This window comes from Variovorax paradoxus NBRC 15149 (assembly GCF_001591365.1).
In the GTDB taxonomy this organism is placed as follows: Bacteria; Pseudomonadota; Gammaproteobacteria; order Burkholderiales; family Burkholderiaceae_C; genus Variovorax; species Variovorax paradoxus.
Window position 1 is genome coordinate 155,766 of sequence record NZ_BCUT01000007.1, and the last position, 24,292, is coordinate 180,057.

Below are 24,292 nucleotides of genomic sequence, written 5' to 3' on the forward strand. Positions count from 1 at the left end.
CCATGCTCCTCGCGCTCATCAAGAAGGAACTGCTCGCACTCGTGCGCGACATGCACGGGCTGGCGGCGCTGTTCCTGATGCCGATGGTCTTCATCGTGCTGATGTCGCTCACGCTGAAGGACATCTACCGGCCGCCTCTGGCGGAACTGAGCTATGCGGTCGACCGGCGCGATACCGAGACGCCCGCGCAATGGCTGCAGCAGATCTGGCAGCGCAGCCACGGCGCGCCCAGGGCGCTCGATGCCGACTGGCAGGCGCAGCTGCGAAGCGGCGCGCTCAAGTACGTGATCGTGCTGGAGCCCGGCCTGTCGGCGGAACTCGAATCGGCCGCGCTGTCGACCCAGGCCCACATCCGGCTTCTGACGGAGCCGGGCATCGACGCCAACCTGTTCAACGCACTGCGGGCCGAGCTCGTCGGCGCGTCCGGCGAACTGAAGGCGCGCCTGGCGCTCGCGGTGCCCGGCACCTCGGGCCCGCCGCCGGGTGCCTCGATCCAGGCGCTGGTGAACGCCGAGCGCTTTGCCACCGCCGGCCCGCGGCCCACTTCGGTGCAGCAGAACGTGCCCGCGTGGCTGGTGTTCGGCATGTTCTTCGTGGTCGCTTCGCTCTCCAGCCTGTTCGTGCAGGAACGCAGCTCGGGTGCGCTGGGCCGGCTGCGCAGCCTGGGCGTGTCGCGCGTCATGCTGCTGATGTCGAAGGCGCTGCCGTACCTGGGCGTCAACGCGCTGCAGGCCGTGCTGATGCTGGCCGCCGGCATCTGGCTGATGCCGCTGATCGGCGGCGACGCGCTTTCGCTCGCGGGCATCCATTGGGGCGCGCTGGTGCTGGCGCTGGCGGCCGTGAGCCTGGCCGCGGTGAGCCTCTCGCTGGCACTGGCCTGCGCGGTGCGCAGCCATGCGCAGGCCGCCACCATCGGGCCGATGGTCAACGTGCTGATGGCGGCGGCGGGCGGCATCATGGTGCCCAAGTTCGTGATGCCGGGCTTCATGCAGCGGCTGGTCGAGATCTCGCCGATGAACTGGGGGCTGGAGGCGCTGCTCACCGTGCTGCTGCGCGGCGGCGGCGTGGCCGAGACGCTGCCGCAGGTCGGCCGGCTCGTGGTGTTTGCGGCGGCCATGTTCCTTCTCGCCGTCTTTCTGTTTCGCAGGCGCGCATCGTGACCACCCATTTCCATTCCGCCGAATTCATCGCCAGCCTGAAGGCCATGGTGCTCGAGGCCGTCGAAAAGGACGCGCCGCCGGGCGGCCTAGGCGACGACGAGCCGCTGTTCGGGCCCGAGGCCCGGCTCGACCTCGATTCGCTCGACGCGCTGCAGGTGTCCATGACGATCCAGCAGCGCTTCGGCGTGCGCATGCCCGACAGCAAGGAAACGCGCCGCGCGCTCACGTCCGTCGTCCACCTGGCCGACCACCTGGTGCAAGCAGGCAAGGCATGAGCGGTAAGAGCGTGTACCTTGCCGGCATGGGCCTGGCCTGCACGCTGGGCAATGATCTTCCGACCGCCGTGGCCGCCCTGGCGCGCGGCGGCGTTCGGCCTGTACCGGTCGCGGTTTCGGAAGGCGTACAGTGGCCGGTCCACATGCTGCCGCCGCAGGAAGGCGACTGGCGGCAGCGGCTCGCGCGCGTCGTGCGCGGCGTGGCCGCACAGGCGTACGAAGGAACAGAGGCAGCGCGGTCCGGGCCGCTCTTCGTCGCATCGTCCTCGCTGGACATCGGTGGCATGGAGCACACGGTGCAGGACCTGCGCCTCGGCGGCGACCTGCAGGACTTTGCGGGCCTCGTGGCCGCTGCGCTCGACTGGCAGGGGCCGGTCTTCACCATTTCCACGGCCTGCACGTCGGCGCTCAATGCGGTGCTTGCGGCCTGCGACCTGATCCGGGGCGGGCAGGCCGACGAGGCGCTGGTGATCGGCGCGGAGCTCGGCAACCGCTTCACGGTGGCCGGCTTCGGCGCGATGCAGCTGCTCTCGCCCGATGGCGCGCGGCCCTTCGGCGCCGGGCGCAACGGGCTGGTGCTCGGCGAGGCGGTGGCCGCATTGCGGCTCGGTTCGCGCGCGGCGCGCTGGCGCATTGCGGGCGGGGCCAACGTGGTCGAGGGGCGCAACCCGTCGGGCACCGAGGCCAGCGCGGTGCTTGCGATGTGCCATCAGGCGCTGGCGCAGAGCGGGCTGCGGCCGCAGGACATCGGCCTGGTCAAGGTGCAGGCCGCGGGCAGCCCGGTCAACGATGCGATCGAGGCGCTGGCCTTGAAAGAGGTCTTCGATCCGCTGCCGCCGCTGGTGTCGTTCAAGTCGGCGATCGGCCACACGCTGGGCGCCTCGGGTGCCGCCGAGCTGGCCTTGCTCGTTGCCTGCATCGAGAGTGGCGTGTGGCCGTCCGCTGGCTATGCCATCGACGATGAACTCGGCATCGCCCTGAGCACGCAGGCGCCGGCCGGGCTGCGCAACATCCTCTTCAACGTGGTTGGGTTCGGCGGCGGGCATGCCTCGCTGGTGCTGGAGGATGGCCGATGAACGCCGGTTCTGCCCCCGCATGGCGCACCGTGGCGCACTTCTCGGCCGATCCGCTGCCTGCGGACTGGCGCGACCAGCTCGCGCACCGGCTCGGCCGGCGGCCGCGGCGCGTCGGCCTCTGGACCGAGCTCGCGATGTTCGGGGCCCGGCAGTGCCTCGATGCCGCGGGCGAGGCGGCCTTGCCCGCGGGGGCCCGCCTGCGTGTATCGAGCCTGCGCGGCGCCTGGGGCGCGACGCATGCAGGCCTGGCGCAGCTCGACGCCGGCATGCTGATGCCGTTCACCTTCATGCAGGGCCAGCCCGCGCTGATGCTGGCAGAGGTCGGCCGCTGCCTCGAATGGCAGGGCGACGCGAGCTTTGCGCTGTGCCGCGATCCGCAGCAGCTGCTGCAGCTCTCGAAGCTGGGTGCCGGACGCGCCGGCTTGCTGGTCGGCGTGGTGGAAGAGGAGCGCAACGGCGAGAAGCCGCGCTCCGAATGGTGGCGGCTGGTGCCGGCCTGAAGCACCGCAAAGCCGCTCCGGAACCGGGCGATCAGGCCAGCGCCGCGATCGACCGTGCCAGGTTGGCGCGGGCCCTTGCCTCCAGCAGCGCGTGCATTCGCGGCGTGGCGTAGATCGCCTCGCGCGCAAGAAAGCGCTGCAGGATCGCGCGGCGGCGCGGCCGGCGTACCTCGTCGGGCACGAAGGCATATTCGGCATGCACCTGCCGTTCGTATTCGTCGAAGCGCGCAGGATCCGCGCCAAGGATCGACAGGTCGATGTCGACCAGCAGTTCGGCGTCGCGGCCTTCGGGCACGGCATCGTGGCGCGTGGCCATCACGAGGGCATGCACGCGTTCGGCGGCGTCGGACGGAGCACCGGCCGAGACGATGGCGCTGCGCGCCCAATCGGCGCTGCGTGCCTCGTTGTCGTGCGCATGCACGTCGTAGACCGCGTCGTGGAACCACAGCGCGAGCGCCACTTCACCGGGGTGCTCGGCCGCTTCCTTCTCGCGCTCGAACCAGGCCAGGCATTCGCCGAGGTGCTGCAGCGTGTGGTAGTGGCGCTGCGGCTCTCCGTAGCGGCGCTGCAGCTCGATGCCGAGCGCCTCGTCGGCAGCGGCCACGCCCAGCGCGCGCCAGGCAGCGTTCCAGTGGTTCCGCAGTGCCTCGGGCGCCATCGGGCTATGGCTCCATGGCGGCCTTGACCTCCTGGCCGAGGTCGAGCACCGACATCGCGTAGTAGCTGCTCCAGTTGTAGCGCGTGATCACGTAGAAGTTGCGCGTGCCGGCCACATAGGTCGGCGGCGCGTCGGCGCCGTTCTGCAGTTCGATCAGTGCGAGCAGGCCCTTGTGGCGCAGGCCCTCGCCTTCGGGCACCGCACCGGCCGCCACGAAGCTGTCGGTGCTGAAGCTCGGCAGGATGTCGGGCGCCAGCAGCAGCGCCTTCTTGAGGCGGGCCTCCTCGAAATGCACCGGGTAGGTCGCGGGCATGCCGGGCGTCCAGCCGAAGGCCTTGAAGTAGTTGGCCACCGAGCCGATCACGTCGGCGGGGTTGTCGACCAGGTCGATGCGGCCGTCGCCGTCGAAGTCGACCGCGTACTTGGCGATGCTGCTGGGCATGAACTGCGGCATGCCCATGGCGCCCGCATAGCTGCCCACGGGCAGCAGGGGGTTGTCGGCAGTGCGGCTTTCGGTGCTCAGGAAGCTCTCGAGCTCGCCGCGGAAGAAGGCTTCGCGCTCGGCCGCGCGCGGATGGGCCTGCGGAAAGTCGAACGACAGCGTGGCCAGTGCATCGATCACGCGGAAGCTGCCCATGTTGCGGCCGTAGATGGTCTCCACGCCGACGATGCCCACGATGATCTCGGCCGGCACGCCGTACATCGCCTCTGCGCGCGCGAGCGTGCCGGCGTTGTTGCGCCAGAAGCGCACGCCAGCGGCAATGCGCGTCGCATCGATGAAGCGGCTGCGGTAGGCCTGCCAGTTCTTCACCGTGCCGGCCGGGCCCGGCAGCATCAGGCGCGGCACGTTCGGCAAAAAGCGCGCGCTGCCGATGGTGGCGCGCACCCATTCGCGGTCGAGGCCGCGGCGCTCGGCCACCTCGTCGGCAAAGCGCATGGCGTCGTCGCGCGTGGCGTAGGGCGTGCTGCCGGCCACGGTTTTCACGCTGCGGGCACTGGGGGCTTTCTGGGCCTGTGCGGCCATGGACGCTGCGCAGCAGGCGGCGAGGAGGGCGACGGCGGCGGCGCGGCGCGGCGCGGGAAGAAAAAATCGCATGGCGCCGATTGTGCCGTCCGCGCGAACCCGCCTCGGCGGGACGCGTGCGGCCTCAGCGCCGCGCGGTGGGCACGGCCGGCCAGTCCAGGCGCCGGAACTCGGCCCGCAGCGCCGCGAGCGAAGCCGGCGAGGCCGGGGCGTAGCGCTGGGCTTCCAGCTTCAGCAGCCATTCGCGCACGGCCTGTGCCGCCGGGCCGAAGCGCGCCTCGGCCTGGGCGGCCATCTGGCGCGGCGGCGCGGTGTCGGGCAGCTGGAGCCCGGCCTTGGCGAGGCGCGCGCGTGCCTGGCCGAGCAGGCGCAGCCACGGGTCGTGCTGGCTGCGCTCCCACAGGGTCCATGCCGCGCCGGCAAGGCTTGCGCCCACCAGCAGGTAGAGCAGCACGTAGGCCAGGTCCTCGAGGCTCGGCGCGTTGAAGCCGATGCTCTTGAGCAGGTTGAGCTGGCGGCTTTGCGTGTAGTTGAGCACCCACTGGTTCCAGCCGTTGTTCACCGCTTCCCAGGCGGCGCGCAGGTTCTGCGCCAGCGTGGGGCTCATCGCGCCGATGGCGCCGGCGAACAGGCCCGGCTGCGGCACCAGCCGCTGCAGCTGGCCGACCCGCCCCGGCGACACCGCGCCCGTGGGATCGACGCGCACCCAGCCGGTGCCGTCTTCCCAGACCTCGGCCCAGGCATGCGCATCGCTCTGGCGCAGGACCCAGTAGTTGTCGACGCTGTTGAGTTCGCCGCCCTGGTAGCCGGTCACGATGCGCGCCGGAATGCCCGCCGCGCGCATCAGCACCACGAAGGCCGAGGCGATGTGTTCGCAAAAGCCCTCCTTGCGGTCGAACCAGAACTCGTCGGCCGTGTCGTTGCCGTAGACGCCGGGCTCCAGCGTGTAGCTGTAGCCGCCGGTGCGCAGCCGCTGCAGTGCGGCACGGATGAAGGCCTGCGTGCCGGCGTTGGCCAGCGCGGGCTGGGCGCGCATTTCGGCGGCGAGGGCGGCGGTGCGCGGGTTCGATCCGGGCGGCAGCGCGAGATAGGCCCGCAGCGCGGCCGTCTGCCGCAGCGGGCCGCTGTGGAATTGCGTGTAGCTCTCCGCGCGGTAGCGCACGAGGTCGGAGATCGGGCGGTTCACGATCCATTGCAGGTCGGGCGTGCCCGTGACCTCGAAGCCGGGCGCCTGCGGTGCGGTGGGCGCCGCATCGAGCGTGAGCAGCCAGGGGCGGTGGTTGGGCTCGAGCGTGACCTCGTAGCGCACCGGCGGGCCGCTGGTGCGCAGGTTGCCCGATGGCGGCGCGCCGCGCGCCCAGGACGGCAGCGCGCTCCACTCTCGCCCGTCGAACTGCGCGAGCACCGGACCGCGGAAATACAGCTGGCTCTGGGGCGGCGCGCGGTTGTCGTCGAACTTGATGCGCGCCGCAATGCTGTCGTCGAGCGCCAGTTCGGCAATGGTGCCCACGCGCATGGTGTTCGACAGGCCCGTGCGCCCGGCCATCGCATCGGCGGGCGTGCCCCACAGCGGCGCGAAGCGCGGGAACAGCAGGAACAGCGCGAGCATGATCGGCGCGCCCGCCACGGCCATCCAGCTGGCGGTGCGCGCAGCCTGCATCAATGGCGGCTTGCCCACCGGCATGTGCGCATTGACCAGCGCGGTGAGCAGGCCCAGCAGCGCCAGCAGCATGGCGACCGCGGTCATCAGCGACTGCGAGTAGAAGAAGTTCGTGAGCATCGCGAAGAAGCCCAGGAAGAAGATGACGAAGGCGTCGCGGCGCGCGCGCAGCTCCAGCGTCTTGAGCGCGAGCAGGATCACGATCAGCGTGACCCCGGCGTCGCGCCCCAGCAGGGTGCGGTGGGTGGCGAAGGTGGCGGCCAGCGCCAGCACCAGCAGGCCCACGCGCGCCCACTTGCCCGGCAGCGGACGGGCCTCCACGGCGAGCGTGCTGCGCCACACCAGCACCATCGCCGTGATGGCGGTGCACCACCAGGGCAGGTTCGCGGCCTGCGGCAGCACGATGAGCGCGATCACCGCAAGCAGGAACAGCGTGTCCCGGGCGTCCCGTGGCAGCGCCGAGATCTCGCGCATGAACTTGTTCATGTGCGCGGCTCCCGGCCTGGAGAAGAACGAGCGGCGTTCGGATGATTCAACATAGCGCCAGCGCCTCCAGGCAGGCTCTTCGGTGGGCTTCGCCCTGCGAGGGCTGCACCACGCGCGCGGCCACGCGGATGCCGTAGTCCACGCCCAGCCGGTCCGCCATCAGCACCCAGGCGCACAGCCGCGACACGCGGGCCTCGGTGTCGGCCAGTTGGGTGGCCTGGGCGTCGAGCCACAGTTCTTCGCGCTGCGTCTGCTGCGTGTCGCGGCTCACCAGGTCTTCCGAGCCGGTGGCTTGCGCGCGGGCCGCCTTCTTCCAGACCACGAGCTTGAGCGGATCGCCACGCCGGTAGGCACGGAGGCCGTCGTATTCGCCGGCGGCCTGCGCGCGCAGGGCGGCCGACGTGGCAGCCGGGCCCGACAGCGGCTCGCCCGGCGGCAGCGGCGGCGGATGCGCCTCGGGCGCGGGATAGACCAGCATCTTCGCGGCCGGGCGCCACACCGTCCAGACGCGGAAGGTGCCGAGCGGAAAGCGCGTTTCGGCGGTGAGCGTGGGCACTGGATGGAGCCCACGCCGCTCGGGCTTGAAGGCGATCTCGACGGTGGCGCTGCCCTCGGCCGGAACGTCGGTCCAGGCCCACTGGCCGCTGCCGCGCACGGCCATGCCGATGCCGTAGCGCACGCTGCGCCGCGTGTTGTGCAGCACCACGCGAAAGACCGCGGCGGCGCCCGCATAGTGCGCCTCCGGCGCCATCATGTGCATGGCCAGGCCGCGCAGCGTGGCGTGGCTCACGTGCATGCCCACGGCCACGCTGCCCGCAAGCAGGAAGGTCAGCAGGTAGCCGAGGTTGAGCTGGTAGTTGATCGACGCGATCAGCAGCACCAGCAGCGTGGCGCCCAGCGTCCAGCCGGCGCGCGTGGGCACGATGTAGACGTTGCGCTGCGTGAGCTCGAGCGTGTCCGAAGGCGGCCGGCGCGACAGGAACCAGCCCTCGATGCGCGAGCGTAGCGACGCGATCATCGGCGGCCGGCGGGCGTGGTCGTTTTTTTCACGGCAGCGGCACGTCCGCGATCATCGCGCGCACCTGCTCCACCGCGCCCCGGCCCGCGTCGCCCACCGGCGTGAGGCGGTGCGCAATGGTCTGCGGCAGGATCGACTGCACGTCGTCGGGCGCAACATAGTTGCGGTTGGCCAGCAGCGCCTGCGCCTTGGCGGCGCGCAGCACGGCAATGCCGGCGCGCGGCGAGAGGCCCTGCAGGAACCAGCGGCCGGAGCGCGTGGCCGCGATCAGGTCCTGCACGTAGTTCAGCAGCGGCTCGGCCGCATGCACCTGCTGCACGCGCTGCTGCAGCGCCGTGAGCTCGCCGGCTGTCAGGAGCGCGGGCAGGGTGGCCAGCATTTCGCGGCGGTCGGCGCCCGAGAGCAGCTCGCGTTCGGCGGCGCGGTCGGGGTAGCCCAGCGAGATGCGCATGAGGAAGCGGTCGAGCTGCGATTCGGGCAAGGCGAAGGTGCCGAGCTGGTCCTGCGGGTTCTGCGTGGCAATCACGAAGAAGGGCGTGGGCAGCGGCCGCGTCTCGCCCTCGATGGTGACCTGCTTTTCTTCCATGGCCTCGAGCAGCGCGCTCTGCGTCTTGGGGCTGGCGCGGTTGATCTCGTCCGCCAGCAGCACCTGCGCGAAGATCGGCCCGGGGTGGAAGACGAAGGCCTGCTGGCCCCGGTCGTAGATGGCTACGCCCGAAAGGTCGCCCGGCATCAGGTCGGCGGTGAACTGCACGCGGGAAAACTGCAGCCCGAAGGTGTGCGAAAGCGCATGGGCGAGGGTGGTCTTGCCGACCCCCGGCACATCCTCGATCAGCAGGTGCCCGCCCGCGAGCAGGCAGGCCACGCAGTCGCGCACCTGGGGCTCCTTGCCCACGATCACCGTGTTAAGCTGACTCAGCAAAGTGGCAAGCTTCGCAGCAACGTCCATATTTGTATCCATATGCAAACGATACCGTAAGACTGCGCGGCCCCATGCCGTGTGAGGTCTAGATACGACAGAGACACGGCAAACACATGGGCAAGACCGGCTACTTCACACATCGCGATTGCTGGAAGCACGACATGGGCCGGGGCCACCCCGAATGTCCCGAACGGCTCGACGCCATCGAGGACAGGCTGCTGCTCACCGGCGTGGGCGATGCCCTCGAACACCGTGACGTGCCGCTGGCCACCCTGGCCCAGATCACCCGCGCGCACAGCGAGGCGCACCTCGAACACCTCGAATCGCTGCACCAGCGCCTGGTGGCCGACGAGCCGGCCGGCGGCCCCCGCCATGCGCAGCTCGACCCCGACACCATTCTGAACCGCTTCACCCTGCTGGCTGCGCGCCGCGCCGCGGGCGCCGCCATTGCCGCCACCGATGCGGTGATGGCGGGCGAGGTCGACAACGCGTTCTGCTCGGTGCGCCCGCCCGGGCACCACGCCTGCTACGAACAGGCCATGGGCTTCTGCTTCCTCAACAACGTGGCCATTGCGGCGCGGCATGCGCTCGAGGTGCACGGGCTGGAGCGCGTGGCCATCGTCGATTTCGACGTGCACCATGGCAACGGCACCGAGAACATCCTGTCGAACGATCCGCGCGTGCTGATGGTGGGCTTCTTCCAGCATCCGTTCTATCCGTATAGCGGCACCGAGCACCCGGCCTCCAACATGCTCAACCTGCCGATCCCGGCCTACACCAGGGGCATGGACGTGCGCGAGCTGATCGAGGCCGCCTGGATGCCCCGGCTCGAGGAATTCGCGCCCGAGATGATCTTCGTGAGCGCGGGCTTCGACGCCCACCGCGAGGACGACCTGGGCCAGCTCGGCCTCACCGAGAACGACTTCGCCTGGATCACCGGCCGCGTGCGGGACGTCGCGCGGCGCCATGCGCAGGGCCGCATCGTCTCGATGCTCGAAGGGGGCTACAACCTGGACGCCCTCGCGCGCAGCGTCGAAGCCCATATCCGCGTCCTTGCCGATCTGTAGAGCCGCCGGCGCACACACCGCGCCTTGTTTTTCCAAGAGATGAATTTCAACGATTTCACACAACGCCTGGGCCAGGTCGACGCACGCGGCCTGGGCATCGAGCTGGCGGCACTGGTCGCCTGCGTGGTCCTGGCCTGGGGGGCCACCCGCTGGTTCGGGCGCGACCAGCCGAAGGATTCCATCTGGTTCGGCGAGCGCACCTTCGACGGGCTCTTGTTCCCGCTGCTGGCGCTGGTCTTCGCCGAGCTGGCCCGGCGCCTGGTGAGCGGCTACCAGCCCGTACTGGTGCTGCGCATCGGGGTGTCGGTGTTCCTGTCGCTGGCGGTCATCCGGCTGTTCGCGCGCGTGATGCGGGCGGTCTTTCCCGCCTCCAACCTGGTGCGGCTGCTGGAGCGCACGATCTCGTGGCTCGCCTGGATGGCCGCCATCCTCTGGATCGTCGGGCTGCTGCCGCCGGTGCTGGCCGAGCTCGACGGCATCACGCTGGCCTTCGGCAAGACAAGCGTCAGCCTGCAGACCATCATCCAGGGCGTGCTGTCGGCCGGGCTGGTGCTGGTGATCGCGCTGTGGATTGCCGCCACCATCGAGAAGCGCATCCTGCGCGAGGCCGTGACCGACCTGTCGATGCGCAAGGTGGCCTCGAACGCGGTGCGCGCCATCCTGCTGCTGGTGGGCCTGCTGTTCGCGCTGTCGGCGGTGGGGGTCGACCTCACGGCGCTCTCGGTGCTGGGCGGCGCGCTGGGCGTAGGCCTGGGCTTCGGGCTGCAGAAGCTGGCGGCCAACTACGTGAGCGGCTTCGTGATCTTGCTGGAGCGCTCCATCCGCATCGGCGACAACGTCAAGGTCGACACCTTCGAGGGCCGCATCACCGACATCAAGACCCGCTACACGCTCATCCGCGCGGGCAACGGGCGCGAGGCCATCGTGCCGAACGAGTCGCTCATCACCAGCCGCGTCGAGAACCTCTCGATGGCGGACCGCAAGTTCAACATCACGACCAGCATCGTGGTGGGCTACGACAGCGACGTGGCGCAGGTGCAGGCCATCCTGTGCGCGGCGGCCAAGGCCCAGGCCCGGGTGATGACCGACCCCGAGCCCGTGACCTATCTCGCCAGCTTCGCGCCCGACGGGCTGGAGTTCACGCTGAACTTCTGGGTGGCCGACCCTGACAAGGGCAAGGACAACGTGCGCTCGGCCATCAACATCGCCATTCTCGAGGGCCTGCGCAGCGCGGGCGTGGACATTCCCTATCCGCAGCGCGTGCTGCGGGTGGAGTCGCTGCCGCCGGGCGTTTCCGCCACGCGCGAGGCTGCCGTATAATCACGAAAAAGCACGGTCGTTCTTTTTTGTTGCACGGCGGTGCCAAGTCGCCATGGGCGCAGGTGCGGCAAAGGCCGGACCCTAAAATGACCGGCTGCCCTCGAAGCCCCCTTTTTGCAATCCCAATGGAGTCAAGTCAATGAAGGTTCTAGTGCCTGTCAAACGGGTCGTCGATTACAACGTCAAGGTGCGCGTGAAGAGCGACGGCACCGGAGTGGACATTGCCAACGTCAAGATGAGCATGAACCCCTTCGACGAGATCGCCGTGGAAGAAGCCGTGCGCCTGAAGGAAAAGGGCGTGGTCACCGAAGTCATCGCCGTCTCCTGCGGCGACGCCAAGTGCCAGGAAACCCTGCGCACCGCCATGGCCATCGGTGCCGACCGCGGCATCCTGGTCGAGACCACCGAAGAGCTGCAACCCCTGGCCGTCGCCAAGCTGCTCAAGGCCCTGGTCGACAAGGAACAGCCCCAGCTGATCATCCTGGGCAAGCAGGCCATCGACGACGACGCCAACCAGACCGGCCAGATGCTCGCCGCGCTGGCCGACCTGCCGCAAGCCACCTTTGCCTCCAAGGTCGAAGTGGCCGACGGCAAGGCCACCGTCACGCGCGAAGTCGACGGCGGCCTGGAAACCATCACGCTCAGCCTGCCGGCCGTCATCACGACCGACCTGCGCCTGAACGAGCCGCGCTACGTCACCTTGCCCAACATCATGAAGGCCAAGAAGAAGCAGCTCGACACCTTCAAGCCCGAAGACCTGGGCGTGGACGTGAAGCCCCGCCTGAAGACCCTCAAGGTCAGCGAGCCGCCCAAGCGCGGCGCCGGCATCAAGGTGCCTGATGTTGCAACGCTGGTGGACAAACTGAAGAACGAAGCGAAGGTAATTTGAAGGCATTGCGGGACAGACCGCAGTGGCGAAGCCGCAAGCTCTGTCCCCAACTGATCAAGATTTTTTGGAACAAAAAATGACCGCACTTGTTATTGCCGAACACGACCACGCGACCGTCAAGCCCGCGACCCTCAACACCGTGACCGCGGCGCTCGCGTGCGGCGGTGACGTCCACGTGCTCGTGGCCGGTGCCAATGCCGCCGAAGCCGGCAAGGCTGCCGCGCAGATCGTGGGCGTCAGCAAAGTCATCGTGGCCGACAGCCCGTCGCTCGCAGAAAACCTTGCGGAGAACGTCGCCGCCCAGGTGCTGGCGATCGCTTCCAACTACAGCCACATCCTGTTCCCCTCGACTGCCAACGGCAAGAACGTCGCGCCGCGCGTGGCCGCCAAGCTCGACGTGGCGCAGATCAGCGACATCACCAAAGTCGAGAGCCCCGACACCTTCGAGCGCCCGATCTACGCCGGCAACGCCATTGCCACCGTGCAGAGCGCAGACCCGATCAAGGTGATCACCGTGCGCACCACCGGCTTCGACGCCGCAGCCGCCACCGGTGGCAGCGCGAGCGTTGAAACGGCCGAAGGCGTGGCCGATTCGGGCAAGTCCAGCTTCGTGGGCCGCGAAGTCACCAAGAGCGACCGCCCTGAACTGACAGCCGCCAAGATCATCGTCTCGGGCGGCCGGGCCTTGGGCAGCGCCGAGAAGTTCACCGAAGTGATGACGCCCTTGGCCGACAAGCTCAACGCGGGCCTGGGCGCGAGCCGCGCCGCGGTCGATGCGGGCTACGCCCCCAACGACTGGCAGGTGGGCCAGACCGGCAAGATCGTCGCGCCGCAGCTGTACATCGCGGCCGGCATCTCGGGCGCGATCCAGCATCTGGCCGGCATGAAGGACTCCAAGGTGATCGTGGCGATCAACAAGGACGAAGAGGCGCCGATCTTCTCGGTGGCCGACTACGGGCTGGTGGCTGACCTGTTCACGGCGGTGCCGGAACTGGTGAAGGCGCTCTGACGCGATTGCCGCACTGAGCCGGAGGGCATCGTTCGCGATGCCCTTTTCGTATCCGCTGTATCTGGAGACAAGAGATGAGCTACACCGCCCCCCTCAAGGACATGCTGTTCGACATCGAGCACCTGGCCAACATCGGCGAGATCGCCAGGCTGCCGGGCTTCGAGGACGCCGGCCTCGAAACCGCGCAGGCCGTGCTCGAAGAATGCGCGCGCTTCAACCAGGACGTGGTTGCGCCGCTGAACATCGAGGGCGACCGCAACCCCTCGTCCTTCAAGGACGGCCAGGTCACGACCACGCCGGGCTTCAAGGAAGCCTTTGCGCAGTACGTGTCGGGTGGCTGGCAGGGCCTGCAGCATCCGGCGGATTTCGGCGGGCAAGGCCTGCCCAAGACCATCGGCGCGGCCTGCGGCGAGATGCTCAACTCGGCCAACATGAGCTTCGCGCTGTGTCCGCTCCTGAGCGACGGCGCCATCGAGGCGCTGCTCACGGCCGGCTCCGACGAGCTCAAGGCGGTGTACCTCGAGAAGCTGGTGAGCGGCCAGTGGACCGGCACCATGAACCTGACCGAGCCGCAGGCCGGCAGCGACCTTGCGCTGGTGCGCAGCCGCGCCGAACCGCAACCTGACGGCACCTACAAGGTCTTCGGCACCAAGATCTTCATCACCTACGGCGAGCACGACATGGCCGAGAACATCGTGCACCTGGTGCTCGCACGCGTGACCGGCGCGCCCGAGGGCGTGAAGGGCATCAGCCTGTTCGTGGTGCCCAAGTTCCTCGTCGGCAAGGACGGCTCGCTCGGTGCGCGCAACGACGTGCACTGCGTGAGCATCGAGCACAAGATGGGCATCAAGGCCTCGCCCACCGCCGTGCTGCAGTACGGCGACCATGGCGGTGCCGTCGGTTATCTGGTGGGCCAGGAGAACCGCGGCCTCGAGTACATGTTCATCATGATGAACTCGGCCCGCTACGCCGTGGGCATGCAGGGCATCGCGATTGCCGAGCGTGCCTACCAGCACGCCGTGACCTATGCGAAGGACCGCGTGCAGAGCCGCCCGGTCGACGGTTCGATGAACGCGAGCGCGCCCATCATCCACCACCCCGACGTCAAGCGCATGCTGATGACGATGCGCGCCTACACCGAAGGCTGCCGCGCCATGGCCTCGGTGGCTGCCGCCGCCTACGACGCCGCGCACCACCACCCCGATGCCGAGGCGCGCAAGCAGAACCAGGCCTTCTACGAATTCATGGTGCCGCTCGTGAAGGGCTACAGCACCGAGATGAGCCTGGAAGTGACCTCGCTGGGCGTGCAGGTGCATGGTGGCATGGGCTTCATCGAGGAGACCGGCGCGGCGCAGTACTACCGCGACGCCAAGATCCTCACGATCTACGAAGGCACCACTGCGATCCAGGCCAACGACCTCGTGGGCCGCAAGACCGCGCGCGACGGCGGCCAGACCGCCAAGGCCATTGCCGCGCAGATCGAGAAGACCGAGGCCGAACTGGCCAGGAGCAGCAGCCCCGCCGCGGCCGCCGTCCTCAAGCGCCTGAAGCCCGCGCGCGAGGCCTTCATCGAGGTGGTCGACTTCGTCGCGGGCCAGACCAAGGCGTCGCCCAACGCGGTGTTCGCGGGCAGCGTGCCCTACCTGATGCTCGCGGGCAACCTCGTGGCGGGCTGGCAGCTGGCACGCTCGCTGATCATTGCAGCGGACCTGGCGTCGCACAACGTCGACGTGGACTTCATGCAGGCCAAGACCGCGACCGCGCGCTTCTATGCCGAGCACATCCTGAACAAGGTACCCGGGCTGCGCGACAGCATCGTCGAGGGCGCCGAGAGCGTCACGGCATTGGCGCTCGACGCCTTCTGACCCACGGCCCCGTGTCGCCCATCTGACGGGCGATGCAGGCCTTCCTCTTATATAAAACCGAACCCCATCCCCGGAGAAGACATGTCCAAGCTGCCCCCCGTGCTCGCGAACCTGCCGCTGCCGATCATCGGCTCGCCGCTGTTCATCATCAGCAACCCCAAGCTCGTGATCGCGCAGTGCAAGGCCGGCGTGGTCGGCTCGATGCCGGCGCTCAACGCCCGCCCCGCGGCGCAGCTCGAAGACTGGCTGGCCGAGATCACCGAGGAGCTCGCGGCCTACAACAAGGCCAACCCGGACAAGCCCGCCGCGCCCTTTGCCATCAACCAGATCGTGCACAAGAGCAACGACCGGCTCGAGCACGACATGGAAATGGTCGTGAAGTACAAGGTGCCGATCGTCATCACCTCGCTGGGCGCGCGCACCGACGTGAACGATGCGGTGCACAGCTACGGCGGCGTCACGCTGCACGACATCATCAACAACAAGTTCGCGCAGAAGGCGATCGAGAAGGGCGCCGACGGCATCATTGCCGTGGCAGCCGGCGCCGGCGGCCATGCGGGCGTGAAGAGCCCGTTCGCGCTGGTGCAGGAAATCCGCCAGTGGTTCGACGGTCCCATCGCACTGTCGGGCTCCATCGCCACCGGCGGCGCGGTGCTCGCGGCGCAGGCCATGGGTGCCGACTTCGCCTACATCGGCACCGCCTTCATCGCCACCGAGGAGGCGCGCGCGAGCGAGGAATACAAGCAGGCCATCGTGGACGGCACCTCGGACGACATCGTCTATTCGAGCCTCTTCACCGGCGTGCACGGCAACTACCTGGCGCCCAGCATCGTCAAGGCCGGCATGGACCCGGCCAACCTGCCCGAAGGCGACGTCAAGACCATGAACTTCGGCGGCGGCGAGGGCAGCAAGGCCAAGGCCTGGAAGGACATCTGGGGCTCGGGCCAGGGCATCGGCGCCGTGACCGAAGTGGCCAGCGCCGCGGCCTTCATCGAGAAGCTCAAGCGCGAATACCAGCAAGCCAGGCAGCGGCTCGCACTTTGAGCGGCGCGTGCGACCCGGCGCCTGCCGGGCTGACCGCGCAGCGCGGGCGGATGCCCCTGCTCGACATCGCCAAGGGCCTGGCCTGTGCGGTGATCGTCGGGCACCACCTGTCGCGCTACGGCGCGATGCCGGTGGGTGCCTTCCTGCTGGTGCCCGGATTGCTGGGCTGGCTGGCCAGCGACGGCCGGCTCGCGGTGCAGGTCTTCCTGGTGATTGCCGGCTTTCTTGCGGCTTCCAGCCTCGCGCCCGACGGCTTGCTGCGCGTGGACCGGCCGATGGCGCGCATCCTGCAGCGGTACGGCCGGCTGGTCATGCCCTACCTGGCGGCGCTCACGGTGTCGGTGCTGGTGGCGGCCCTGGTGCGCCCCTGGATGGTGGGCGACGACGTGCCCGCTGCGCCGAGCATCGGCCAGCTGCTCGCGCACGGGTTGCTGATGCAGGACCTGCTGGGCTACGAGGCGCTGTCCACGGGCGTCTGGTACGTGGCCATCGACTTCCAGCTGTTCGTGCTGGCGCTGGCGCTCATGGGGCTTCCCGCGATGCTGCGGCGCGCGCCGGCGGGGGCTGCAGCGGCTTCGTACGAGCGCTGGATTCCCGTGGCGCTGGTGCTGGCGGTGGCCACCGCTTCGCTGCTGCTCTTCAACCGCAATGCCGATCTCGACGGCACGGCGTTCTATTTCTTCGGTGCCTACGGGCTCGGCATGCTGGCCTTCTGGATCGGACGCGCCACGCGCGCGAGCACCTGGCGCAGTGCCATCGTGCTGCTCGCGCTGACCGGCGCGGGCGCGCTCGCGGTCGACTGGCGCAGCCGCATCGCCACCGCGCTGGTGAGCGCGCTGCTGATTGCCGTTGCGCAGCGGCGGGGCTGGCTCTCGCTCGGGCGCCGGCCGGATGCGGCCATGCCCTTGCAGCGCCTGGGCCGCATGTCGTATTCGCTGTTCCTGATCCACTTTCCGGTGCTGCTGGCCACCAATGCGGCGGCGGCGCAGTTGGGGCCTCACCCCGCCTGGATCGATGCGCTGGGCCTGGCCGCCACCTTCGGGCTTTCGGTGGCCGCCGCGCAATTGCTGCACCGCAGGGTCGAGCTGCGGCCCGCGTCGTGGCGCGTGGTCGCGGCATTGTTCGCGGGCCTGCTGGTCAGCGGGATGCTCGTCTCGTTCTGACCTGAGCCGCCCGCGCCGGCAGCGCGACGCGCCGGCCGTTTTCACTGAAATGGTTGCAAGAGGGCGCCGGAGCGGTCACGCTCCCGGCTGCTTCAGGGTTTCTCCGCCTTTGATAAGATTGCGAATATTCAGTAAATACTGAAAATACAAAATATCAAGGAATGATCAAGCATCCTCCGCCACGGCGCCCGCTGCAGCTTTCTGCGCGGCCGGATGCCGCAAGCCTCGTGCAAGGCGTGGCGGCGCTCACGTGGATTCCGCAGGCGGCGCTGCTGGCCATGGCCGTGCAGGGGCTGGCGTCGGGGCAGGGGATTGCGGCGGTGCAGTGGCCGGCCTGCGGCATCCTGCTGCTGGGCGTGCTGCGGGCCGTTTGCGAGGCATGGGGCGCGCGGCGCATCTTCGGACACGCGCGGGCGCAGCTCTCGGCGCTGCGCGCCCAGACGGCCTTGGCGCTGGCGGCCGGTTCGCCGCTGGACCGCGAGCGTGCCGCATCCGGCCGCGCGGCCAGCGTGCTGGCCGAGCAGGCCGAAGCGCTGGTGCCGTATCTCGTGCGCTACCGGCCCGCGCGCTGGCGCGCGATGGTGGTTCCCATCGTCATCCTGGTGGCAGTGGCCAGCCTTTCGTGGGTGGCGGCGCTCGTGCTGCTGGTGGCCGCTCCGCTGATCCCGCTTTTCATGGCCATCGTCGGCTGGCGCGCCAAGGCCGCGAGCGAGGCGCAGATGGTCGAGATGGGCGGCATGAACGCCTTCCTGCTCGACCGCCTGCGCGGGCTGGCCACGCTGCGCGCGCTCGATGCGGTGGATGCCGCCGCCGGGCGGCTCGCGCAGGCGGCAGAGGCGCTGCGGGCGCGGACCATGGCGGTGCTGCGCATCGCTTTTCTTTCGTCGGCGGTGCTGGAGCTTTTCTCGGCGCTGGGCGTGGCGATGGTGGCAGCCTACGTCGGCTTCCACCTGCTGGGCAGCTTGGGCTTCGGTGCCTGGGGAAGCCAGCTGAGCCTGGGGGAAGGGCTGTTCATCCTGCTGCTTGCGCCGGCGTTCTTCGAGCCGCTGCGCGAACTGTCGGCGGTGTGGCACGACCGCGCGGCCGGCGAGGCGGCACTGCAGGCGCTCGATGCGCTGCAGAAGCGCGCATTGCCGCTGCCTGGTGCGCAGGCCCCGGTCGCACGTGCCGCAACAGGCGCGGCCCGCACGGGCTCCGCGCCCGCCATCGCGGTCCGCGACCTGCATTTCGCATGGCCGGGCAATGAGCGCAAGGTCTTCGATGGCCTGGACCTGCGCATCGGGGCTGGCGAGCACGTGGCGCTCACGGGTGCAAGCGGCGCGGGCAAGACGGCACTGCTGTCATTGCTGGCAGGGCTGCTGCCGGCTACGCATGGCGAAATCTCGATCGGCGGCGTGCCGCTGTCCGACCGCACCGTGGGTGCGCTGCGCCAGCCCATCGCCTGGATGGGGCAGAGGCCGCATGTGTTCGCGGGCTCGGTCGAGTCGAACGTCGCGCTCGGACGCGCAGGCGTCGGCACCCCGCAGGTTGCGGCGGCGATGCGCTTCGCGTCGCTCGAGACGGTGGCGCAGGCGCATCCGGGCGTGGCGCTGGGCGAGGGCGGCATCGGCCTGTCGGGCGGCGAGGCGGTGCGCCTCGCGCTGGCGCGCATCGCGGTCCACCCCCATGCCGACCTGCTGCTGGTGGACGAGCCCACCGCCCACCTCGACACCGAAACCGCCACCCAGGTGGCCGACGCGCTGCTGGCCCTGGCGCGCGGCAAGACCCTGGTCGTCGCCACGCACGACCCGGTGCTGGCGGCGCGCATGAACCGCTCGATCTGTCTCGATGCCGAGCCGGCCGAAGCCGCCTTGGAGCGCGCCGCATGAGCAGTTCCCAGGGCGGCTGGCGCGATCTCCGGCTGGTGCTGCGGCCGTTCCTGGCGACGCAGCCCCGCGCGCTGCTGTGGGGCGGCGTGCTGGCGGCAGCCACGGTGCTCGCGGGCATGGCCTTGCTCGGCCTGTCGGGCTGGTTCATCACCGCGACGGCACTCGCGGGCCTGCATGCGGCCACGGCCTTCACCTTCGACGTGTTCATGCCCTCGGCCGGCATCCGATTGCTGGCGCTCGGACGCACCGCGTCGCGCTACGGCGAGCGCCTGGTCACGCACGACGCAAGCTTCGGCGTGCTCGCGGCCTTGCGCGTGCGCCTGTTCCGCGGCTGGGCGCGCCCCGGCGCGGCGCACCAACTGGCGATGCGGCCGTCGCGGCTGCTGTTCCGCCTGACCTCCGACATCGATGCGCTGGAGTCGCTCTACCTGCGGCTGCTCGTGCCCGCGGCCGCGGCGCTGGGCGCGGCGCTGCTCGCGGGTGTGGTGCTCGGATTCATGCACATCGGCGTGGGGCTCGTGCTGCTGCTGTGGCTGGTGGCCGTCGGCTGGGGCCTGGTGCTGTTCATCGCGCGGCGCGCCCAGCGTCCGGCGGTGCGCCGCGCGCATGGCATCGAGGCGCTGCGGGCGCGCACCGTCGACCTCGTCGCGGGCCAGACCGACCTGGTGATGGCGGGGCGTGCCGATGCGCAGCGCGAAGCACTGATGAATGCCGATGCGCGCCTGGCCAAGGCCGACCTCGCGCTGAACAGGCTCGAGACGTCGGCCGGCGCGGCCTACGGCGTGGCCGGCACGCTGACGCTGGTGGGCGTGTTGCTGGCGGTGGGTGTGCTCGTGGGCGAGGGCGCCATCGGCGCGCCTGCCGCGGCGCTCGGGCTGCTCGTGGCGCTGACGGCCACGGAGCCGTTCGCGGCCCTGCGGCGCGGAGCGCTCGATGCCGGCCGCACCTGGCTCGCGGTCCGGCGCCTCGCGCCGCGCCTGGCGCCTGACGAAGCGCGACCGGGTGTCGCCGTCGTTGAACCCGGCGCGGCTTGGGCGGTGAGTCTGGCCCACCTGAGTGCGGCGCACTTCGGCAGCGGCATTCCCGCGCTGAACGATGTCTCGCTGGCCATCGCGCCGGGCGAACGCGTGGCGCTCGTCGGCGCGAGCGGTGCGGGCAAGTCGACATTGCTCGCGGTGATCGCCGGAGAAATCGCGCCGCTGGCCGGCAGCGTCAGCGCTGAGCCGGCCTGCCTCCTGACCCAGCGCACCGAACTTTTCCAGGACAGCCTGCGCGACAACCTCCGGCTCGCCGATCCCGCCGCGGACGACTCTCGCCTGTGGAGCGCATTGCAATCGGCCGGCCTCGCCGGCGATGTGCGCGCGTTCCCCGCCGGACTCGATACCGCGCTGGGCGAAGGGGGCCTCGGCCTTTCGGGCGGGCAGTCGCGCCGGCTCGCGCTCGCGCGGCTGCTGCTGCGCCCGGTGCCGCTCTGGCTGCTCGACGAGCCCACCGAGGCGCTGGATGCCGCCATCGCACATGACGTGCTGCAGCGCCTGGCCAAGGAAGCCGGGCCGCGCACGCTGCTGATCGCCACGCACCTGCGCCGCGAGGCCGCGCTGGCCGACCGCCTGGTGTGCATGCGCCAGGGACGCATCGTTGCCGAACTGCGGCGCGGCAGTCCCGCCTTCGAGGCCGCGCTGAACGCGCTGCGGCCCGACTGAAAAGACAGAAGCCAAAGACCAAAAACAGGGAACACAAAAAGGAAGCCACCCCATGGACCTCGACATCGTCGCGCTATCGCGCCTTCAGTTCGCCGTCACGGCGCTCTACCACTTTTTGTTCGTGCCGCTGACGCTCGGGCTGTCGATCATCCTCGCGGTCATGGAAACCGTCTACGTGATGACGGGCCGCGTGATCTGGCGCGACATGACCAAGTTCTGGGGCGTGCTGTTCGGCATCAACTTTGCGATGGGTGTGGCCACCGGCGTGGTGATGGAGTTCCAGTTCGGCATGAACTGGAGCTACTACAGCCACTACGTCGGCGACATCTTCGGCGCGCCGCTGGCCATCGAGGGGCTGATGGCCTTCTTCATGGAAGCCACCTTCGTGGGGCTGTTCTTCTTCGGCTGGGACAAGCTCTCCAAGGTGGGCCACCTGGTCGCGACCTGGGCCGTGGCCATCGGCTCCAACTTCTCGGCGCTGTGGATCCTCATTGCCAACGGCTGGATGCAGAACCCCGTGGGCGCGGCCTTCAACCCGCAGACCATGCGCATGGAGGTGACCGACTTCTTCGCGGTGCTGACCAATCCGGTGGCGCAGGCCAAGTTCGTGCACACCGTGTCGGCGGGCTATGTGTGCGCGGCGGTGTTCGTGCTTGGCGTGTCGGCCTGGTATGTGCTCAAGGGCCGCCACCTTGAATTGGCCAAGCGCTCGATGACGGTCGCGGCCTCGTTCGGCTTGGCGGCGTCGCTGTCGGTGGTGGTGCTGGGCGACGAGAGCGGCTACCTGTCGACCGAGCACCAGAAGATGAAGCTGGCCGCCATCGAGGCCATGTGGGAAACGCACCCCGCGCCGGCGGCCTTCACCGCCTTCGGCTTCCCCGACCAGGAAGCGCGCGAGACGCACTACGCCATCCACATTCCGGCGGTGATGGGGCTGATCGGCACGCGCTCGCTCGACACCGTGATCCCGGGCATCGACGAGCTCGTGAAGCGCGCCGAGGTGCGCATCCGCGAAGGCATCAAGGCCTACGACGCGCTGCAGCAGATCCGCGCCGCCGGCAGCACGCAGGCCGTGCCGCAGGGTGTGCGCGACGCCTTCGAGAACGGCGGCACCGACATGGGCTATGCGCTGCTGCTCAAGCGCTACGTCGACGACCCGCGCAACGCCACGCCCGAGCAGATCGCCAAGGCCGCATGGGACACCGTGCCGCAGGTGGCGCCGCTGTTCTGGCTGTTCCGGATCATGGTGGGCATCGGCATGCTGCTGATCGTGCTGACGGCCACCTTCTTCGTGCTTTCGGCGCGGCGCCGGCTCGACCGCCACCGCTGGCTGCTCAGGGCCGCGGTGCTGGCCATCCCGCTGCCGTGGATCGCCATCGAGTCCGGCTGGCTGGTGGCCGAGTTCGGCCGCCAGCCCTGGGTGATCGAAGGCGTGCTGCCAACGGCGGTGGCCGTGTCGAATCTGGGCGTGAAGACGCTGCTCATCACGCTTGGCGGCTTCATCGCGATCTACACCACGCTCTTCATCATCGAGATGAAGCTGCTGCTCAAGGTGATACGCAAGGGGCCGGAGGCCGAGCATGCGCCCGATGTCGGCGAAGCCCGGTCCCATGTTCCGCCAGTTCGCGCCATGGCGGCGCCAGGGAGTTCCTCATGATCCTGCATCAACTCATCGACTACGACACGCTTCGAATCATCTGGTGGGCGCTGATCGGCGTGCTGCTGGTCGGCTTTGCCGTGACTGACGGCTTCGACCTGGGAAGCGGCATCCTGCTGCCGTTTGCCGCGCGCACCGACCTCGAGCGCCGCCTGGTCATCAACAGCGTGGGCCCGGTATGGGAGGGCAACCAGGTGTGGCTGATCGTTGGCGGCGGCTCGATCTTCGCGGCCTGGCCGCAGCTGTATGCGGTGTCGTTCTCGGGCTTCTACCTGGCGATGTTCGTGATTCTCACGGCGCTCATCCTGCGGCCCGTGGCCTTCAAGTTCCGCAGCAAGCGCGGGGAGCCGGCCTGGCGCGCGCGCTGGGACGCGGTGCTGTTCTTCAGCGGCCTGGTGCCCGCGCTGATCTTCGGTGTGGCCGTGGGCAACGTGCTGCAGGGCGTGCCGTTTCGCTTTGCGACCGACATGCACATTCACTACGACGGCAGCTTCTTCGCGCAGCTCAATCCGTTCGCGCTGCTGTGCGGGCTGGTGTCGGTGGCGATGATGGTCACGCACGGCGCGGCATGGCTGCAGCTCAAGACCGCGGGCCCGGTGGCCGAGCGCGCGCGCCTCTATGGCAGCGTTGCCGCGGTGGCGGGCATCGTGCTGTATGCGCTGGCGGGCGTGTGGATGGCATCGGCCATCGGCGGCTACCGCATCACCAGCGCCGCCCAGATGACGGGGCCGTCCAATCCGCTCCTGAAGACCGTCGAGCTGCATGCGGGCGCATGGCTTGCCAACTATGCGGCCCATCCCTGGACCATGGCCGCGCCGGCGGCGGGCTTTGCCGGGCTGCTGGGTGCGCTCGCGGGCCTGCTGCTGCGCCGGCCCGTGCTGGCGCTGCTGGCGGCTGCGCTCGGCATTGCCGGCATCATCCTGAGCGTGGGCGCCTCGATGTTCCCGTTCATCCTGCCGTCGTCGATCGACCCGCGCGCGAGCCTCACGGTGTGGGACGCATCGTCGAGCCACCTCACGCTGTTCATCATGCTGGTGGTCACGGGTTTCTTCATTCCCATCATCGTGGCCTACACCACCTGGGTCTACCACGTGCTGTGGGGCAAGGTCGACGAAGAAGCCATCCGCGAAGAGAGCGGACACGCGTACTGAACGGAGCAAAAAATATGTGGTACTTCGCCTGGATCCTCGGCCTGCCGCTGGCGGCCGCCTTCGCCGTGCTCAACGCCATGTGGTACGAACTGATGGACGACGATGCCATCCGCAAGGAGAAGCTCGCATTGCCCGAAGCGCCGCAGGGGCAGGAGCGGCTCTGACGAAGCCGCTCAGCCGGCGGCCGGCTTTTTCTTCTTCTTGGGCGCGCTGCCGGTGATGCGGTCCTTGAGGCTCAGCACCTTGGTCACGGTGGCGCCCATGCCCATCAGCTGCATTGCGGTTTCGGGCGCGAGCCGCTGGACGTCGTCGAACCACTTCATGAGCCGGTCGATCAGGTCGTGCATCTCGCGCATGCGCTCCTGCGCGTGGCGCTCGGCATCGCTCGCGGGGGATTCGAGCAGCGCGCTGCGCAGCATCGAAAGCGTCGGCTCGATCTCGCGGCGGCGGCGCTCCTCGGCCAGCACGCGAAAGATCTCCCACACATCCGCCGGCGCCTCGAAATACTCGCGCCGGTCGCCGGGGTGGTGGCGCAGATGCACCAGCCGCCACGCCTGCAGTTCCTTCAGGCCCATGCTCACGTTGGAGCGCGAGAACTCCAGCAGCTCGGCAATCTCGTCGGCATTGAGCGCATGCTCGGAAATGAAGATCAGCGCATAGATCTGGCCGACGGTGCGGTTGATGCCCCACTTGCTGCCCATCTCGCCGAAGTGAGCGACGAACTGGCGGCTGAGCGGGGGAAGGGTGGCGGTGGGCATCCGCAGATTTTCGTTGCGA

At 69.3% G+C, this 24,292-nt stretch carries 22 protein-coding genes; 16 read left to right on the forward strand and 6 right to left on the reverse strand.

Annotated features, from left to right (window positions below; translation table 11 throughout):
- Window positions 1-2: 2 nt before the first annotated feature.
- The 4 genes from VPA02S_RS26335 to VPA02S_RS26350 are packed head-to-tail and all read left to right on the forward strand — an operon-like array spanning window position 3 to window position 3,011.
- On the forward strand, window positions 3-1,160 hold the full coding sequence (locus tag VPA02S_RS26335; protein ID WP_012748482.1) for an ABC transporter permease: 1,158 nt from the start codon (window positions 3-5) through the stop codon (window positions 1,158-1,160).
- Window positions 1,157-1,435: an acyl carrier protein gene (locus VPA02S_RS26340; RefSeq protein WP_012748481.1), complete on the forward strand. Its 279-nt coding sequence runs from the start codon at window positions 1,157-1,159 to the stop codon at window positions 1,433-1,435. Before VPA02S_RS26335 ends, VPA02S_RS26340 begins: the two co-directional genes overlap by 4 nt.
- Window positions 1,432-2,511, forward strand: coding sequence for a beta-ketoacyl synthase N-terminal-like domain-containing protein (locus VPA02S_RS26345; RefSeq protein ID WP_062366565.1), 1,080 nt, complete (start codon window positions 1,432-1,434; stop codon window positions 2,509-2,511). The genes VPA02S_RS26340 and VPA02S_RS26345 overlap by 4 nt, the downstream gene beginning before the upstream one ends.
- Window positions 2,508-3,011: a hypothetical protein gene (locus VPA02S_RS26350; RefSeq protein ID WP_062366567.1), complete on the forward strand. Its 504-nt coding sequence runs from the start codon at window positions 2,508-2,510 to the stop codon at window positions 3,009-3,011. Before VPA02S_RS26345 ends, VPA02S_RS26350 begins: the two co-directional genes overlap by 4 nt.
- A 31-nt stretch (window positions 3,012-3,042) precedes the next feature.
- Here VPA02S_RS26350 and VPA02S_RS26355 read toward each other — a convergent pair whose 3' ends face one another.
- Genes VPA02S_RS26355 through VPA02S_RS26375 form a run of 5 tightly spaced genes read right to left on the reverse strand, consistent with a single transcriptional unit; the run spans window position 3,043 to window position 8,806 of the window.
- Window positions 3,043-3,669, reverse strand: coding sequence for an HD domain-containing protein (locus tag VPA02S_RS26355; RefSeq protein WP_062366569.1), 627 nt, complete (start codon window positions 3,667-3,669; stop codon window positions 3,043-3,045).
- A 4-nt stretch (window positions 3,670-3,673) separates the two neighbouring features.
- A complete protein-coding gene (mltB, locus tag VPA02S_RS26360; protein ID WP_062366573.1) occupies window positions 3,674-4,765 on the reverse strand; it encodes a lytic murein transglycosylase B in 1,092 nt (363 codons plus the stop codon).
- Between the two features lie 52 nt (window positions 4,766-4,817).
- A complete protein-coding gene (locus tag VPA02S_RS26365; RefSeq protein WP_062366575.1) occupies window positions 4,818-6,839 on the reverse strand; it encodes a transglutaminase TgpA family protein in 2,022 nt (673 codons plus the stop codon).
- Between the two features lie 46 nt (window positions 6,840-6,885).
- Window positions 6,886-7,857 carry a DUF58 domain-containing protein gene (locus VPA02S_RS26370; protein ID WP_062366577.1) on the reverse strand — a complete coding sequence of 324 codons (972 nt, stop codon included), beginning with the start codon at window positions 7,855-7,857 and terminating at the stop codon, window positions 6,886-6,888.
- 28 nt (window positions 7,858-7,885) lie between these two features.
- Entirely contained in the window at window positions 7,886-8,806 is a 921-nt protein-coding gene (locus tag VPA02S_RS26375; protein WP_012748474.1) for an AAA family ATPase, read from the reverse strand.
- An 86-nt stretch (window positions 8,807-8,892) separates the two neighbouring features.
- Here VPA02S_RS26375 and VPA02S_RS26380 point away from each other — a divergent pair, with 86 nt between their 5' ends.
- From VPA02S_RS26380 to cydX, 12 genes are all read left to right on the forward strand, one after another.
- The gene (locus VPA02S_RS26380) at window positions 8,893-9,846 is read left to right on the forward strand and encodes a histone deacetylase family protein (RefSeq protein ID WP_012748473.1); all 954 of its coding nucleotides are present in this window, start codon (window positions 8,893-8,895) and stop codon (window positions 9,844-9,846) included.
- Window positions 9,847-9,885: 39 nt separating this feature from the next.
- Window positions 9,886-11,166 carry a mechanosensitive ion channel family protein gene (locus VPA02S_RS26385; protein ID WP_062366580.1) on the forward strand — a complete coding sequence of 427 codons (1,281 nt, stop codon included), beginning with the start codon at window positions 9,886-9,888 and terminating at the stop codon, window positions 11,164-11,166.
- 139 nt (window positions 11,167-11,305) lie between these two features.
- A complete protein-coding gene (locus tag VPA02S_RS26390) occupies window positions 11,306-12,055 on the forward strand; it encodes an electron transfer flavoprotein subunit beta/FixA family protein (protein ID WP_062361769.1) in 750 nt (249 codons plus the stop codon).
- Between the two features lie 76 nt (window positions 12,056-12,131).
- Window positions 12,132-13,064 carry an electron transfer flavoprotein subunit alpha/FixB family protein gene (locus VPA02S_RS26395; RefSeq protein WP_062366582.1) on the forward strand — a complete coding sequence of 311 codons (933 nt, stop codon included), beginning with the start codon at window positions 12,132-12,134 and terminating at the stop codon, window positions 13,062-13,064.
- 74 nt (window positions 13,065-13,138) lie between these two features.
- Window positions 13,139-14,929: an acyl-CoA dehydrogenase gene (locus tag VPA02S_RS26400; RefSeq protein ID WP_062366584.1), complete on the forward strand. Its 1,791-nt coding sequence runs from the start codon at window positions 13,139-13,141 to the stop codon at window positions 14,927-14,929.
- Window positions 14,930-15,010: 81 nt separating this feature from the next.
- Window positions 15,011-15,973, forward strand: a complete 963-nt coding sequence (locus VPA02S_RS26405) for an NAD(P)H-dependent flavin oxidoreductase (RefSeq protein WP_018905541.1) — start codon at window positions 15,011-15,013, stop codon at window positions 15,971-15,973.
- Window positions 15,974-16,023: 50 nt separating this feature from the next.
- Window positions 16,024-17,136: an acyltransferase family protein gene (locus VPA02S_RS26410; RefSeq protein ID WP_062366842.1), complete on the forward strand. Its 1,113-nt coding sequence runs from the start codon at window positions 16,024-16,026 to the stop codon at window positions 17,134-17,136.
- A 161-nt stretch (window positions 17,137-17,297) separates the two neighbouring features.
- Window positions 17,298-19,004 (forward strand): thiol reductant ABC exporter subunit CydD, encoded by a 1,707-nt coding sequence (cydD, locus tag VPA02S_RS26415; RefSeq protein ID WP_062366586.1) that lies wholly within the window; start codon window positions 17,298-17,300, stop codon window positions 19,002-19,004.
- Entirely contained in the window at window positions 19,001-20,707 is a 1,707-nt protein-coding gene (locus tag VPA02S_RS26420) for an amino acid ABC transporter ATP-binding/permease protein (protein ID WP_062366588.1), read from the forward strand. The genes cydD and VPA02S_RS26420 overlap by 4 nt, the downstream gene beginning before the upstream one ends.
- 52 nt (window positions 20,708-20,759) lie before the next feature.
- A complete protein-coding gene (locus VPA02S_RS26425; RefSeq protein WP_062366590.1) occupies window positions 20,760-22,364 on the forward strand; it encodes a cytochrome ubiquinol oxidase subunit I in 1,605 nt (534 codons plus the stop codon).
- Window positions 22,361-23,515, forward strand: coding sequence for a cytochrome d ubiquinol oxidase subunit II (cydB, locus tag VPA02S_RS26430; RefSeq protein ID WP_062366592.1), 1,155 nt, complete (start codon window positions 22,361-22,363; stop codon window positions 23,513-23,515). The genes VPA02S_RS26425 and cydB overlap by 4 nt, the downstream gene beginning before the upstream one ends.
- A gap of 14 nt (window positions 23,516-23,529) precedes the next feature.
- Window positions 23,530-23,679 carry a cytochrome bd-I oxidase subunit CydX gene (gene cydX, locus VPA02S_RS26435; RefSeq protein WP_012748462.1) on the forward strand — a complete coding sequence of 50 codons (150 nt, stop codon included), beginning with the start codon at window positions 23,530-23,532 and terminating at the stop codon, window positions 23,677-23,679.
- A 9-nt stretch (window positions 23,680-23,688) separates the two neighbouring features.
- Here cydX and VPA02S_RS26440 read toward each other — a convergent pair whose 3' ends face one another.
- Window positions 23,689-24,273, reverse strand: coding sequence for a GbsR/MarR family transcriptional regulator (locus VPA02S_RS26440; RefSeq protein WP_062366594.1), 585 nt, complete (start codon window positions 24,271-24,273; stop codon window positions 23,689-23,691).
- Window positions 24,274-24,292: the final 19 nt, after the last annotated feature.